Genomic DNA, 13556 nt, shown 5'->3' with positions numbered 1-13556 from the left:
TTCTTCAGAATCCATCAATTCGGCAACGTTACGCTAATTCGATGCTCTCCTCTCGGTACATGGCATATGATCCAGCATCGGCCGTTCTGGCGATGAACGGCAGCCGCCCGCTGTTGACCGTCTAACGAATAAGAGGCTGCTTCCCCGTTACCGTCGTTTAGCGGGATTTTGACCAGCACGCCGTCGCTTGATTGCGTTTCCACTTCAAATGATAAAGTGGATCCGCCGTCTCCAGCATCCAGTACGCAATGCTCCAATCGGGTCGAAGCACGCTCCATCCACCAAAGGCACAGCTGATTTGTGGAATGATACTTTACCTTGAATTGCTTTTCATTCAAATATCGAAGCAGTTCTTCCAGCGCGGGCAAGCAATGCATATTGTGCTCCGCGTCGGAAATATACACCGGATGAATAAACATATTGAGCGTCCACCCGAAATACGCCGCCCGCTCGACAGCCAGCTGTATTCGAGCAATATCCCGATCTTTCGATTCTTCATAAATACGCGGCTCGAAAAAGCCGATGGGAATGTTGACAAACGGTATGCGCGCGTTGTCATGCTTAAAATCGTCGTATACAAAATGCGGATATACCGTTCCGAATCCATAGCCCATCAGATTAATTGGATTATAAGGGGGATTGAAAGCATGCGCCCTTGAATTGTCGCCTTTCATTCCTCCCGAGCTTGCCCAACGCGCATGCTCCGCCCAGCCTGTGCCTGTGCACCAATGATTTACGGAAGCAATCGGCACTTCTCCGAAGGCCTCCGTATACATCTGGATTTGTTCCAGCACATCGGCTTCCGTATAATGAAAATGGGGTTTGACAAAATCAAAATGGATCGATAAATCATGTCCGTTGTTTTTGATGATCTCATACTCTTGCCGATCGATTGCAAATTTGCCGTTTACGGGCATCAAATTCATGTGATAGGGAAGTCCCAACGCTTTCATATAGCGGGAAGCCTCGACCTGAATGCCTGGCGTGCACTCATCGTCTCCGCCGAAATGTATGAGCAAGTCCGGCACGCTTCCGCAAGGCAATGGCGGGAGTTGATGAATAAAGGGCTGGGGAGTGGATGACAATATCTCCTCCAGATACTGCAGCCAATAATCCCCATAAGGAACCTCCAGATCATGCAGACGGCTAAACGGAATCGCATCTCCGGTCCGATAATATCCGTCGCCGTCGTAGTCCCGATCAATCGGCCGCCCTTGATGCATCACCCAGATCGTCTGAGTCAGATCAAAGGCAAAGTACCATGTCTTCCCGGCTTCCAGTTGTGTCCGGACAACAGAAGCGCAGCCGGTAGCCGTTCTACCTGCGTTAAGCAGCAAAGCTTCCTCGATCACGGCCTCATGGCCCGGCGCGACCATCTCCAGCGGCGAAAAGATCGGAAGCAGCGCGCCGCGATAATCGTACATCGGATCCGGAGACGTCTCGGCATCTCCTTCCTGCCGCAAAAATTTGCCGTATCCCGAAATCGTGAACTCGTCGTCCGGCTGTTCAACCGTTTCGCGATGATGAATGCCGAACAGATCATCCGCTCCCCTGAGCGCGAATCCTACCAGGACGCCACCGAGTCGCACCCATTCACGCAGAACTTCCTGCTGCCGTTCATTCAGACTCATTGAACCGGCAAATAAATATTTATATCCTGCAAGATCCGAAACGTTCTTCAATGCATCAAGGGACAGCTCCGTCGCGCGCAAGCCCATTTCATCGAATATTTCCGGCAAATAGGCATACCAGTAGTTTCTCCCGCTGTGATTGGCCTCCGCTCTCAGTAGATCGCTATAGAGATAACCAACAAACGATCTAGCCTGCTCATTCATGATCCGGCGCCTTCTTTCTGAAATCCGGAACCTCGAGCAGAATCCCGCCCCGATTGGAAGATTCGGCGGCAAGAATGGCAGGAGCGGCCGTCTCGACGGCCTTGTAAACATCCATATCGATAGGTTTGTCTTCCCGGATCGCTCGCAGGAAATTGACGACGGGCCATCCATCTGAGCTTCCGTGACCGCTTGCTTTGATGAAATCGCTTACGTCACGGACGTTCGTGCTCCAATCCATCTCTCGCCATTGACGATCCGCTGCCGTCCACAATCTTGGACTGTCGTTCTCCGTCCTTGCCCATTCCGCCGTCTGCTCGGTTCCTTTCACCTGGTACCAGTGGAAGCCGGTTTCCTTGCGGGGGCCGTGCGGCGAGGTGAATCCGGCAGCAACTCGCAATACGGTGTCGGTGCTTGTATGCATAAGCGCAACTTCAATGTCCCTCGCCTCGTAGTTATCGACATAATAGCTTCGGGGCCTCGTTCCCATACATGATACCTTGGTCACTCTCCCGCCCGTAATCTTTAGAAGCGGACTTAGCGTATGCGGCAAATAATAGATCGGATTGTAAAACCGTTTGTTGCGCCACGTTGCTTCTACTTCCCTGCCTTCCGGAGGCAGCGCGTTTCCATAAAAACGTTCCCCCGTTTGAGGATCGATATAATAGTCCCACTCGCCATAATGAAAATATTCCCCTTCGGCGAACAAAATCTGCCCGAAGTCGCCGCGCTCCGCCATCCGGCGCCACTCATCGATAAATCCCCAATAACGGGTTTGTTCCGATAATTGATATTTTGCGCCGGTTTTCTCAACCGTGCGAACGAGTTTCCAACATTGTTCCATCGTATAGGCCGCTGGAACTTCGGTTGTGACGTGCACGCCTTGTTCCATCGCATAACAGGCAATATCCACTTGCTCGTCGGGCGGGGACGCTATTAATACCGCATCCGGCTTTTCTTCGCGAATCATTCGCTCGAAGTCCGTGTACCGGTTTGCACTGGATTTCAGGGCAACCGCAGCCTGCTCAACCGTGGGGCCGACACGATCGCATAACGCAACAATCTCGCAATCCGGATGTCTTGCGTACAACTGTGCGATATATACGCCTCTTGGTCCCAATCCGATAACGCCCAATCTTACTTTTCTATTCATCACGATCCTTCTTGCTCCTCTCCAACGCTCCGTATATTTGTGAATGATTGCGCTTGTTGCATGGTCCAGCATCTTCCGGGAGCATCCACCCGGAAGACTTCTATGTTGCCCGTGTCCGCAACCGTGACATAGCAGGTTCTCCCATCGTGTCCGCCGAAGGTTAAATTCGTGCAATTTTTTCCCGACAGCATAATTTCCTCCAATATTTCGCCGCCGGGCGACAGCTTCACCACACTCCCCTTCCCATAGCGGGTCACGTAAAGGTTGCCTTCCATGTCGCATCTCATTCCGTCAAGTCCATAATCGTCAAAGGCAAACAACAGACATTTGTTCGAAATTTGCGCATCGGCCGACAGATCATAAACCCAAATCATTCGTTGAAATGATTCGTTCACATAAAGACGTTTGCCGTCGGGACTCACTTCGATGCCGTTGGTTGTACCCATCCCTTCCTCCAGCAAGGTCGTTATCCCATCCGGCTCGATTCTCCACAATCGGCCTAAGGACGCCTCCCAGTCGGGGTCGCTGGCAAATACGATATCGTCGTCCGTGATGGCAATATCGTTCGGCTGACTCATCGAAGGTTCGTGTGCAAGTACGGATACATGGCGGGTTGCCATCTCGACTTTGAGAATCTGGTGACGGGTATAATCCGCGATCAGCATGTCGCCCGCCCGATTGAAGCGAATACCGTTGCCTATGCTCCCGTTCTCCAGCTCGACAAATACGGCGCATTGCCCGTCAGGCGTAATCCTGCCAATCGTATGCTGCCTCGCATAGTTGACTGCATACAAATTCCCGTGCCGATCGCATGCCGGTCCCTCAATTCCGTCCGTAAATCCAAACGGTTCGGTAAAAACGCGGCTGGTATATAACAAATCATCATGCATAGTTGCAGCCTCCGTGGCGGAATGTGTCTTTCACCTTGACTTCGCTTTTACAAAACGCCATATTTATCGAAGACATCCTGAAGCAGCTTGCCCTCCAGCAGTTCTTTACGGCTGTTATTCTCTCTTTCGACCTTCCCGACTGCCAATTCGACCGTCTGTTCAAGCACTGCGGAAGGAATAACCGCAACGCCGTCGCAGTCTGCGAATACAACGTCGCCCGGATGCACGCGAATTCCTCCCGCAACAACAGGGCAGTCATAATCGATCACGATTCCTCTTCCCCTGGAATCCACCGGTTTGATCCCTTTGCAAAAGACGGGAAAATTCATGTCTTTGATCTTGCGGGTATCCCTGATCAATCCGTCAACAATCGCGCCCGTGCTTCCCCTCATCGCGGCTGCCGTAGACAGCAGTTCGCCCCAAATGCCGTTATTCACGGATTGATTCGTGCACATCACCACCACTTCACCGGGTTTAATGCTGTCAAGCGCTTGAATTTCCAGCTTGTACGGATGTTCATGCACATGGTAAACATCGGCTGCCAATATCGTTTTGGCCCGCCCTACAACAACAAGATCAGGCTGCAGCGGCCGTACATGCTCGCTCATGGCCTGTTCCCGATACCCCAATTCATCCAAAGTATCGCAAATAACGCCGGTATACAGCTTCGCTTTCATGACTTCAAAAAGTTGACTGTCGCTGTTCATATTCACGCTGTTCTCTCCCTCGCATCTAGCTTTATGGTTTTCCGGAAATGCTTTTTTCGATAGCTTTGGTTAAAGCAAGGCTGTCAATGCCCTCTTGCGTACCGGGAATGCATGGCTCCCCTGTCTTGATGCTATGGACAAATTTGTCCAACTGGATTTTAAAGCAGGATTCAAAATAATCATCCTCAAGCCGAACGGTCTGCGTAACGGTTTCATTTTTCAATTGAACGGTGCGGGAGTCGCGATCAAAAATGGCGATGCCGCGCGGACCGACAACTTCAAATTCGCCCTTCGGAAACCGCGGCATAAACCAGCCGATTTCCACTTTAGCGATATCGCCGTTAGCAAACCGGATGACCGACAGGTCGTAATTCGACGCGGGAAACTCCTCTCGGGTACGCAGGCCGAACGACTGTACTTCCTCGACCCGGGAATCGCTCAGAAAGTTCAGATAATCCGCCACATGGGCGCCGTCATGAATAGATGGCGAGCCGCGCTCCATAGTGCGATAGATTCTGTCATAATGCTCGGGATTGCCGTCCGGATCCCAAATTTCATCAAAGATGCCCATTCGATAGATAAGCGGCGCTCCCAACTGCCCGCTCCGAATCCATGTTCTTAATGTTTCGAACAGGGGGCCGTGCCGGTATGTAAAACCTACTTGCACCTGGCAACCGCTGCTTTGCTCCGCCTCCCGCACTTTCAGCGCCGTCTCCAAATCCACCGCCATCGGCTTCTCGCACAGCACATGCTTGCCCGCTTGCAAACTTTCTATCGTCAATAACGGCGTTATCCAAGGCGGCGTGCATATGACAACCGCATCAATGCCGGGATCATTCAACAGCTCGCGGTGATCGGTTGTCGCCAAGGGTACTTCGTACCTGGCGGCCAGTTGATTGGCTCGCTCCAGATCCGTGTCGCAAAGCGCAACAATCCGGACCGCATCGGATGCGTGCATAGCAGGAAGATGCCTGGAAACGGCGATATCGCCACAGCCTATTACACCCATGCATAGAAAGTCTTTCATCGCTTGCCTCCCCCCGACTGTCGAATCAGTCCTTGATAGCCGTGCATTCGACCTCCACCAGAAAACCGTTCAACTCGCACGCGACTACTGTTCTGGCCGGATAATCTCCATCGAAGTACTGGCCGAAAACTTCATTAAAAGCGGCCCAATCGGATATCGAACTCAAATAAACGGTGGCGCGTACAATATCGCTCATGCCGAATCCGTTATCTTCCAATAGATTGCGAATATTCTGCATCGTCTGATGCGTCTGTTCGACTATGGTCTCCCCTACCAGCTGCTGGTTAACATCAAAGGGTCCAAATCCGGCCAAATACATCGTATTTTGTTTCAGAACTGCCGACGAATAATGGCCAAACACCGGATGAACCCGTGGTGAGCTAATCATTTGTTTAGACATGCGCCACCCTCGTTTCTATTGAATTTGCAGCAACTGCAATGCGAATTGCTCCAACCTAGCGCTAATACCATCAAACAACTGCTGACCCTTATCTTTCGTTGCCAACGAAGGCCTGCCAAAAACGCCCGATTTCGTGAGCTCCCGAAAATTAAACACGCGCGAAACTTCATTTCCTCTCTGCATATCCAACAACCAGATATCTCCTTCGGGTTGTACGCCGTCATCGCGAATCCGCTCGCGCAACACTTTGGTTTCATCGAGATACAGATAGAGGGAAGTTTCCAGCTCGCAGGCATGTCCGAGCCCCCCTGTGCCGGACTGGCGAATGCTGCCGATCTCCTCCCTGGCCAGGTTCCAATAATCAGCGGCAACGGCGATCACATCGGGATATTCGTTTTTTAATTGTTGAAGTACGATCTGGTGAGGCGCTCCATTTCCTCCATGGCCGTTTAATAGCCATATTTTTTTCGCGCCCATTCGGACATGAGAATCGCAAACCGCATGCAGCATCTGGATATAGACCGAATGAGGCAAAGACAATGTACCGCCAAACGACATATGATGCGGAGAATGTCCCAACCAGATCGTCGGGGTAAGCAATATATGCTCCGCAAGCGACCGCTCGATCCTCTCGGCCAATCGACCGACGATCAAAGTATCCGTATTTGTCGGCAGATGCGGCCCATGCTGCTCCGTTGCCCCCGTCGGTATAAGTACAATCGTGCGCGAAAAGTCGATATCTTTAATTGCTTCATAAGTCAGTTCATGAAAGATCATGGAATCCCCCCTAGCTGACGGACAATTTGCGCAGCTTTTCAAAATCGATCGTGACTCCCAGCCCCGGCCCTTCCGGCACAATCAAGGCTCCGTTCCTGATGGTCATTTCTTCCGCCGCCACATCCTCAAGATAACCGGTAAAGCCCCGGATATCGGAAGCGTGTCCAGACAGATTGGCCATAGCCGCAGCTATATGCGCCGACGCCGCACCGCCGATGACGCCCTCCGGCATGGAGCCGATCGTGCAATCCACGCCATAATGGGCGGCCAGCTCGAATACTTGCCGCGAACCCCATATCCCGCCGGATTCCGATATGTACACATGGAGCAGGTCTGCTGCATTCGCCTCCAGAGTCCGCTTTGCGTCCGGAACATCCCATACGCCCTCGTCAATCAGAATACTGACATTGGTGTTGCGCCGCAGCCAGGCCGTCTCGCTCAGCCTGTCGTAGTGCAGCGGTTGCTCGACCATGTGTACGCCATGCTTCTCAAGCTCGTCAATCATTCGTTTCGCTTGCTTCGGATCGCGCCACGCCATATTTACATCCACTCTGAGCAGGATGGAGTCGGGGATGGCTGCGCGTATGGCGCTCACCATTTCCAAATCCTTTCGGTCATCGGCTCCAATCTTTAATTTAAGCTCCCCGTACCCTTGCGCTGCATGCTGAACGGCCGCCTCCACCATCTCCTCCTGGACGCCCATCGAAACTCCGCCGGTCAGCGGAATCTCCGCTCTTCTCCTCCCCCCCAGCAGTTGATAGACCGGCTGCCGCAGTTCCTTGCCAAGCAGATCCCATATGGCCGTCTCGACGCCCGCTTTTGCCAGCAGATGCCGTTTGGAGAAGCTGCAAAGATGATCCAGCTTTTCGTTAATCAAGGAAATATCCCGGATATCCATACCAACCAGGAAGTCGGCCCAGTGCGTATTGACCTCATGACATAAAGAATGCGCCCCGCCAAACCATGCGAAGGCGATCTCCCCGGCGCCGTAATGACCCGATTCGCCGCGTACGATCACAATGCCGTGACGGGATGAGGGGTAAGTTCCCCATATATCGCTTACGGCTTTGCGGAAAGGCAGAATAACAGGAATCGCTTCAACCGAAACAATTTTCACAATGCAACGCTCCTTTTAACGAAGCCCCAAAACTTCGGGCGTATTCTTGCTGAGAATTTTATCAATGACACGATCCGGTATCCGCGGCAAATTCGTTCCTTCCACCAGATGATTGAGGTTCTGCAAGCTTTCAATCGTCTCTTCGATTGTAAAAAACGGGAAGTCGGTGCCAAACAAAAGTTTATCCTCAATGCCGTATTCAATGGCTTCGATCAATCCGTTGTACATTTGCCAAGGTCTGCGACCCAATGCCGAGATATCCGTATATACATTCGGATTTTTGCGAACAACCGAGATCGTTTCGCCCATCCACGGGTGCCCCATGTGGGCAATAATCATCTTCAAATCAGGGAACGAGCGCGCTACCGGGTCCAGATAGACCGGCCTTGATTTTTCCAAGGGCCCTTTCTGAACAAATGATGTGCCCTGATGCCACATGATGGGCAATCGCAATTGCTGCGCTTTGGCGTACAGAGGACAGCAATGCCGATCCAGTGGATGAAAATCCTGATAAAACGGCGCCAGCTTCAGCCCCTTCAGCTTATATTCCTTCACGGCGGCTTCCAGCAGCCGTTCCGGTTCTTCCCGCTGTGGATCAATGCTCGCGAAACCGAAAAGTCGGGTCGGATTCCCCTGCACATATTGCGCGACATATTCATTAGGCACGTTAAATCCCGTCGATGGAGCGTCCAGCGCCAGCACGATCGCGCCGGAGCAATTTTCCACCTTATCCAGCGCATTTTTATGATCCTCAGGCGTGCACTTCATGGCGAAACTATCGCCCCACGCGCGTCGCGCATCAGCTAAAAAGGGACCGGAAATATGTTCTGGCTGCGCCAAGTGGGTATGGCAATCAAAAATCATGATATCCTCACTTTCCCATCCGGTAATATTTTTATCCTTTAACCGCACCAAGCAATAGCCCTTTCATAAAGTACTTCTGCAAAAACGGGTACACAAGCATAATAGGCAGCACTGTAATTACCGTCATCGCGATTTTGAGACTCTGCGGGGTGAGCATCCTGAATTTTTCCGCACCGGACATGCTGTTGGTAAACTGCTCTACCGATGTGATAGTTTGAAAGGAATTGTAAAGCACATATTGAAGCGGGAATAGCTCCGGATGCATCGCGTTGTAGAATTGCGTATCAATAAATGCGTTCCATTGACCGATGCCCGCAAACAACGAAATAGCCGCCATAACCGGAAGACAAAGCGGGAGAATAATTCTGGCAAAAAGGTATGCGTCATTTGCTCCGTCAATTAACGCCGACTCTTCCAGCTCTTTGGGAATTCCCTCAATATACGTTTTGATCAAAATCATGTTGAAAACACTTACCGCCGACGGAATGACATAGACCCAAAAGGTACCCACCAATCCAAGACTTTTGATCAAAATGTAAGTCGGAATAATGCCGCCGGAAAAGTACATGGTGAAGACAAAATATCTTCTTATGAATTTGATGCCGACCATGTCGTCGCGCGTTATTACATAGGCCGCCATAGAGGTGACTATAGCCATAAATAAGGTGCCGATAATGGTCCTTGCAAGCGAGATATAAATGCCGTTAAGGACATCCGGATTGGCAAAAATGGCTCTGTAGGAATCCAAATTGAACTGCTTCGGGTAAAACAGAAATTTCCCGCTGACAAGCGAAGGATTGCTGAGCGAGTAATTGATCAAGTGAAGAAAAGGAAAGACCATGACAATAAAAACAAGGATCATAATTAAATAGTTAATAAAATCAAACACGCGGTCGCCCGGACTTGCTTTGTAATGCATATTCGCTCTCCTTTCCGCAGCTCAAAAAATAGATTTCCCTGTCATTTTCTTCGAGAATGCGTTTACCGACAACAGGATAGCGATACTGACAATCGTTTTTACGATCCCTACGGCGGAAGCATACGAATAGTTCAACTGCTGTAATCCAAATTTATAGATGTACATATCTAAAACTTCCATCTTTTCCCAATTTGTTGCATTTGTGAACATATAGAACAACTCAAAGTTAGAATTAAGGATCCAGCCGCTGTTCAAGATCAGAATGACCACGAATGTCGGCATTAAATTGGGAATTGTAATGAATTTCAATTTCTGCACGCGCGTAGCGCCGTCGATATCGGCCGCCTCGTATTGTTCGCCGGGTATGGCCGATATTGCGGCAATAAAGATAATGCTGATATATCCGACAGATTTCCAGGCTTCCAGCAGGATGACAAGAGGCCATGCATATTTGCTTTCCCCGAGAATATTCAGCCCTTCGGACAATATCCCCCATTTCATCAGCAGTTCGTTGAGCAGGCCGGAAGAGGAGGAAAGAAAAGTATTCGCTATGGAATAAATGATGACCCATGAAATGAAAAACGGAAAAAATGATACCGTCTGTATGATTTTAACAAAAAAGCGGCGTCTGATTTCATTGAGCAGAACGGCAAACAAAAGCCCTAAAGTCAAATTGGTAATGATCATCATGAAATTGATGGACAATGTATTTTGCAGCAAATAGACATAGTCGGTGCTTTGCATAAAAAATCGTTTGAACTGTTCAAGACCGACCCACTCCGAAGCCCAAAAACCCAATCCAACCTGATAACGCTTAAATGCCAGCATCCATCCGACCAAAGGCACATAGTTAAAAATCAGGACCAGCAGAAAAGCCGGAGCCAGCATGAGAAAGAGATAACGTTGCCGATACAGTTTGCGTTGCAACATGATAGCGGATCACCCTTTAGTCCGGGAAGAATAGAAGACAAGCCGTCTCCTATTCTTCGCCCGATTTAATAGTTATCTATTTGAAAATTTGCAACGCTTCCTGATAAAGCCGGTTGTATTCATCGATCACGGTCTGCGGTTTAAGCTTCTCGTACTCTTGCAGGACTTCTCCCCATAGTTTGTCAAAATCAGCGTCGTCTTTTGCCATAATGAGCTTGGCTGTATTTTTCACTCTGAATTCCACCAGCTTTTGATCGGTCTGACTAAGCGCCGAATCCGGGTCGAGCTTAATGGAAGGAACGACGCCTGACTTCGCTCCTTCTGCCGTTTCCAGCCAGTAATCAAACGAAGTCTCCCAGCCGAGTTGTTTAAAGGCATTCATCGTTTCTTCTGTTTGCGATAGCTTATCCCGGTATTCCAGATTGGAGCTTACGCTGTAAGCTTGACCGTCCTCCCCCGTTCTCGAATCGTATCCAAGGAAGTTGAACAGGAACAAGCCGACTTTGCTATCCGGATTTTGCGCTTCGGAGGTGTACAAATCGGTAGGCGTGCGTACTCCGTTCGCATCGACCGTGTAATGCTTGTCTTTAATGCCCGACTGGAACAGAATTTGCGCTTCGTCTGTCGATGCCCAGTCAACAAGCTCCATAATGCGTTTCGGGTCCTTGGCGTTTTTGGTAATAATCATATTGTTAAAAGGAACAAGATCCAGTTCCATAATCAAACGTTTCTCGTTTCTTTCAACCTGCGTATTGCTACGAACCGGCAATGTGATGTACTGCATCTCCGGATGTCCGGATTCGATCAACTTCAGATTGGTGCCGTATCCGGGAAGTTGATACCAAGAGCTTAGCGCGCGGCCGCTATCCAGCTTTTCTTCCACCTGGGGACTCTTGTCCGTAAAGCTTTCCCTATCCAATATGCCTTCTCTGTATAGCTTGTTGAAGAATTGGATGGATTCCTTGACGTATTCATTCTTCAAGTAGTCGACAAACTGATCATTGCTATGGTCGAAAATAACCGCTCCGTTACCGGCTACACCCGTGTATCTTCCACCTTTTTCGTACATAATGCCGGCAATTCCGGCCATTCCCCACGGCTCCCCGAACGGTGCCACCATACCGATTGTTTTTTGACCGGACGGCGTAGTCGGAAAATCCTGCATCGCTTGCTTCAAATAAGCGATCCACTCATCTTCTGATACCAAGTTCGGATAACCCTGCTTCTCCAGAACGTCGATTCGAGTCCCGATATCGAAACCACGAATGTTGTTCATAAAATCGCTTTGCCCGTTTTGCCAGTTGTAGAGCTTCTGGTCGGCGGCAATACTGCGCCAAATGGGAATCTGTTCGGCATACCGTTTCGCGAAGTTGGGCGAATCCGCCAAATAATCATCTAACGGCAAAGCAGCTCCGGCTTGTATGTACTTTTGCAGACTCGGATTGTATTGAATCCACAAAATTTCCGGGTAATCCCCTCCGGCAAGCATCAGATTTACTTTTTCCTCCCAATTACCAGCATAAGGAATGAATTCGAATACAATATTGAATTTCTCTTTAATAATTTGGCCAATCTCGGTTTCATCGGATAATTTGATTTTGTTAGTGCCTCCGGGATACATGTACTTGATCGTATAAGGTGATCGATCTGGCTGGTTTTCCCCTGTCGTGTCACTGCTGCCTGAAGGAGTACTTTCTGGGTTTGCTGTCGTCTGGCCTGAATTCCCCCCGTTGTTTGTACATGCGACAATGAGCGATAGTGCAAGACACGCGACGAGCAATGCAATCAACTTCTTTTTTAATTTTGCTCCCTTCATTTGCCGTCTCCCTTCTTTTTTTGTTGTTCGGACGACCTATTCATTTGCGTGTTGTTCCGTATATTGAACGATATTTAAAAATAGGTCTAAATAAAGAATATATTAAAAGATAATTTCTGTCAACGAAAATGAAGGCGCTTTATTCGATTTGCCTCCCCCCTATTTCTGCTGCATAAATGGACGTTTTGCAAATTATTACGAATTCATCTATTATAGATTTGTAGCCGTCTGAACAATTTCACATTTTTGTTTTCTGGAGGGACATGTTATGTCAATTAAGACCGAAAGTCCAAGTTATTCCGTCCCTGCTCTGGAGAAATCGATCGCCATTATCGATTGTCTCGCACATTCTGCGGAAGGATTGACATTATCCGGCCTATGCAAAAAGCTGAATTTGCCCAAAACAAGCGTATACTCCATACTGCATACCCTTGAGACTCACAACTATGTACGCAAAAACCCTGATGGATCTTATAATCTCGGTTTAAGTCTTTACAGTTTAGGGATGTTGTCCATTCGACATATAGACCCTAACTCTTTATTCGGCCCGCATTTGGAAAAATTACGGGATGAAACCCACTTCACCGTACATCTATGCACCTTTGATAACGGGGAGTCGATCTGCCTTAAAAAGATCGAAGGTTTTGGCTCCGTGCGATTTCTCTCTTATGTCGGTGAACGCAAACCCTTGAATGTGTCAGCCTGCGGCAAAGCAATCTCAGCCTTCTTGCCTGAAAATGAACTGCAAAAATTGTTTGATAAGGGGATGGGCTCCTTGACAGACAACTCGATTTCCTCAGAATCCGCTTTCCGTGAACATCTGAAGCAAATTCGAGAGTACGGGTACTCGATTGACGACGAAGAGGGAGAATTGGGCGTGAGATGCGTAGGCACTCCCATTTTCAGAGACAACCAGCATATATTCGGAGCCATCAGCATTTCCACCTTGAAAGCCAATATGCCTATGCAGAAAGTTGCCGAATATGCCGATAAATTGATGGAAACTGCCAAAATTTTGTCTGGTTTTCTCGGATCGAAAACGTGATTCTATCATTCCTGAATCGAGTAGGCCTATGCGCTGCCAAGCGCGCAAAAAAACGGCAGCCCGTCAATTGACGGGCTGC

The 13556-nt window shown here is 49.3% G+C and carries 12 protein-coding genes and 1 pseudogene; 1 reads left to right on the top strand and 12 read right to left on the bottom strand.

All coding sequences use genetic code 11. The annotated features are described in order from the left end of the window. Positions 1 to 14: 14 nt before the first annotated feature. The 12 genes and pseudogenes from KJW29_RS31250 to KJW29_RS31195 all read right to left on the bottom strand — a co-directional run bounded on the left by KJW29_RS31250 (position 15) and on the right by KJW29_RS31195 (position 12432). Positions 15 to 1835 carry a hypothetical protein gene (locus KJW29_RS31250; RefSeq protein ID WP_214627530.1) on the bottom strand — a complete coding sequence of 607 codons (1821 nt, stop codon included), beginning with the start codon at positions 1833 to 1835 and terminating at the stop codon, positions 15 to 17. Continuing rightward, a complete protein-coding gene (locus KJW29_RS31245; protein WP_246608920.1) occupies positions 1828 to 2985 on the bottom strand; it encodes a Gfo/Idh/MocA family protein in 1158 nt (385 codons plus the stop codon). Before KJW29_RS31245 ends, KJW29_RS31250 begins: the two co-directional genes overlap by 8 nt. Then, positions 2985 to 3875, bottom strand: coding sequence for an SMP-30/gluconolactonase/LRE family protein (locus tag KJW29_RS31240; RefSeq protein ID WP_214627528.1), 891 nt, complete (start codon positions 3873 to 3875; stop codon positions 2985 to 2987). The genes KJW29_RS31245 and KJW29_RS31240 overlap by 1 nt, the downstream gene beginning before the upstream one ends. Before the next feature lie 47 nt (positions 3876 to 3922). Beyond that, complete coding sequence (locus tag KJW29_RS31235) at positions 3923 to 4582, bottom strand: RraA family protein (RefSeq protein WP_187105242.1); 660 nt, start codon at positions 4580 to 4582, stop codon at positions 3923 to 3925. A 268-nt stretch (positions 4583 to 4850) separates the two neighbouring features. After that, positions 4851 to 5591: pseudogene (locus KJW29_RS31230) on the bottom strand (Gfo/Idh/MocA family protein); the annotation flags it as partial. Positions 5592 to 5634: 43 nt separating this feature from the next. Next, on the bottom strand, positions 5635 to 6009 hold the full coding sequence (locus KJW29_RS31225; RefSeq protein ID WP_108994011.1) for a RidA family protein: 375 nt from the start codon (positions 6007 to 6009) through the stop codon (positions 5635 to 5637). A gap of 15 nt (positions 6010 to 6024) precedes the next feature. Then, positions 6025 to 6786 (bottom strand): creatininase family protein, encoded by a 762-nt coding sequence (locus KJW29_RS31220; protein ID WP_214627525.1) that lies wholly within the window; start codon positions 6784 to 6786, stop codon positions 6025 to 6027. Between the two features lie 10 nt (positions 6787 to 6796). Then, positions 6797 to 7903, bottom strand: a complete 1107-nt coding sequence (locus KJW29_RS31215; RefSeq protein ID WP_214627524.1) for a mandelate racemase/muconate lactonizing enzyme family protein — start codon at positions 7901 to 7903, stop codon at positions 6797 to 6799. A gap of 15 nt (positions 7904 to 7918) precedes the next feature. Beyond that, complete coding sequence (locus KJW29_RS31210; RefSeq protein ID WP_214627523.1) at positions 7919 to 8767, bottom strand: amidohydrolase family protein; 849 nt, start codon at positions 8765 to 8767, stop codon at positions 7919 to 7921. 31 nt (positions 8768 to 8798) lie between these two features. After that, complete coding sequence (locus tag KJW29_RS31205; protein ID WP_214627522.1) at positions 8799 to 9686, bottom strand: carbohydrate ABC transporter permease; 888 nt, start codon at positions 9684 to 9686, stop codon at positions 8799 to 8801. A gap of 21 nt (positions 9687 to 9707) precedes the next feature. Then, complete coding sequence (locus KJW29_RS31200; RefSeq protein WP_087570604.1) at positions 9708 to 10616, bottom strand: ABC transporter permease subunit; 909 nt, start codon at positions 10614 to 10616, stop codon at positions 9708 to 9710. Positions 10617 to 10692: 76 nt separating this feature from the next. Next, positions 10693 to 12432, bottom strand: a complete 1740-nt coding sequence (locus tag KJW29_RS31195) for a type 2 periplasmic-binding domain-containing protein (RefSeq protein ID WP_214627521.1) — start codon at positions 12430 to 12432, stop codon at positions 10693 to 10695. Between the two features lie 268 nt (positions 12433 to 12700). Between KJW29_RS31195 and KJW29_RS31190 the strand changes: the two genes are divergently transcribed. Further along, positions 12701 to 13477: an IclR family transcriptional regulator gene (locus tag KJW29_RS31190; protein WP_087570606.1), complete on the top strand. Its 777-nt coding sequence runs from the start codon at positions 12701 to 12703 to the stop codon at positions 13475 to 13477. Positions 13478 to 13556: the final 79 nt, after the last annotated feature.

This window comes from Paenibacillus agaridevorans (genome assembly GCF_018604145.1).
GTDB lineage: Bacteria > Bacillota > Bacilli > Paenibacillales > Paenibacillaceae > Pristimantibacillus > Pristimantibacillus agaridevorans.
Note: the sequence above shows the minus strand (reverse complement) of the source record. Positions and strands in the feature narration are given on the sequence as shown.

Coding starts and splice junctions, on each gene's coding strand:
- KJW29_RS31235 (WP_187105242.1), bottom strand. CDS start 4,582: ATGAACAGCGACAGTCAACTTTTTGAAGTCATGAAAGCGAAGCTGTAT.
- KJW29_RS31195 (WP_214627521.1), bottom strand. CDS start 12,432: ATGAAGGGAGCAAAATTAAAAAAGAAGTTGATTGCATTGCTCGTCGCG.
- KJW29_RS31205 (WP_214627522.1), bottom strand. CDS start 9,686: ATGCATTACAAAGCAAGTCCGGGCGACCGCGTGTTTGATTTTATTAAC.
- KJW29_RS31200 (WP_087570604.1), bottom strand. CDS start 10,616: ATGTTGCAACGCAAACTGTATCGGCAACGTTATCTCTTTCTCATGCTG.
- KJW29_RS31190 (WP_087570606.1), top strand. CDS start 12,701: ATGTCAATTAAGACCGAAAGTCCAAGTTATTCCGTCCCTGCTCTGGAG.
- KJW29_RS31210 (WP_214627523.1), bottom strand. CDS start 8,767: ATGATTTTTGATTGCCATACCCACTTGGCGCAGCCAGAACATATTTCC.
- KJW29_RS31220 (WP_214627525.1), bottom strand. CDS start 6,786: ATGATCTTTCATGAACTGACTTATGAAGCAATTAAAGATATCGACTTT.
- KJW29_RS31225 (WP_108994011.1), bottom strand. CDS start 6,009: ATGTCTAAACAAATGATTAGCTCACCACGGGTTCATCCGGTGTTTGGC.
- KJW29_RS31245 (WP_246608920.1), bottom strand. CDS start 2,985: ATGAATAGAAAAGTAAGATTGGGCGTTATCGGATTGGGACCAAGAGGC.
- KJW29_RS31240 (WP_214627528.1), bottom strand. CDS start 3,875: ATGCATGATGATTTGTTATATACCAGCCGCGTTTTTACCGAACCGTTT.
- KJW29_RS31250 (WP_214627530.1), bottom strand. CDS start 1,835: ATGAATGAGCAGGCTAGATCGTTTGTTGGTTATCTCTATAGCGATCTA.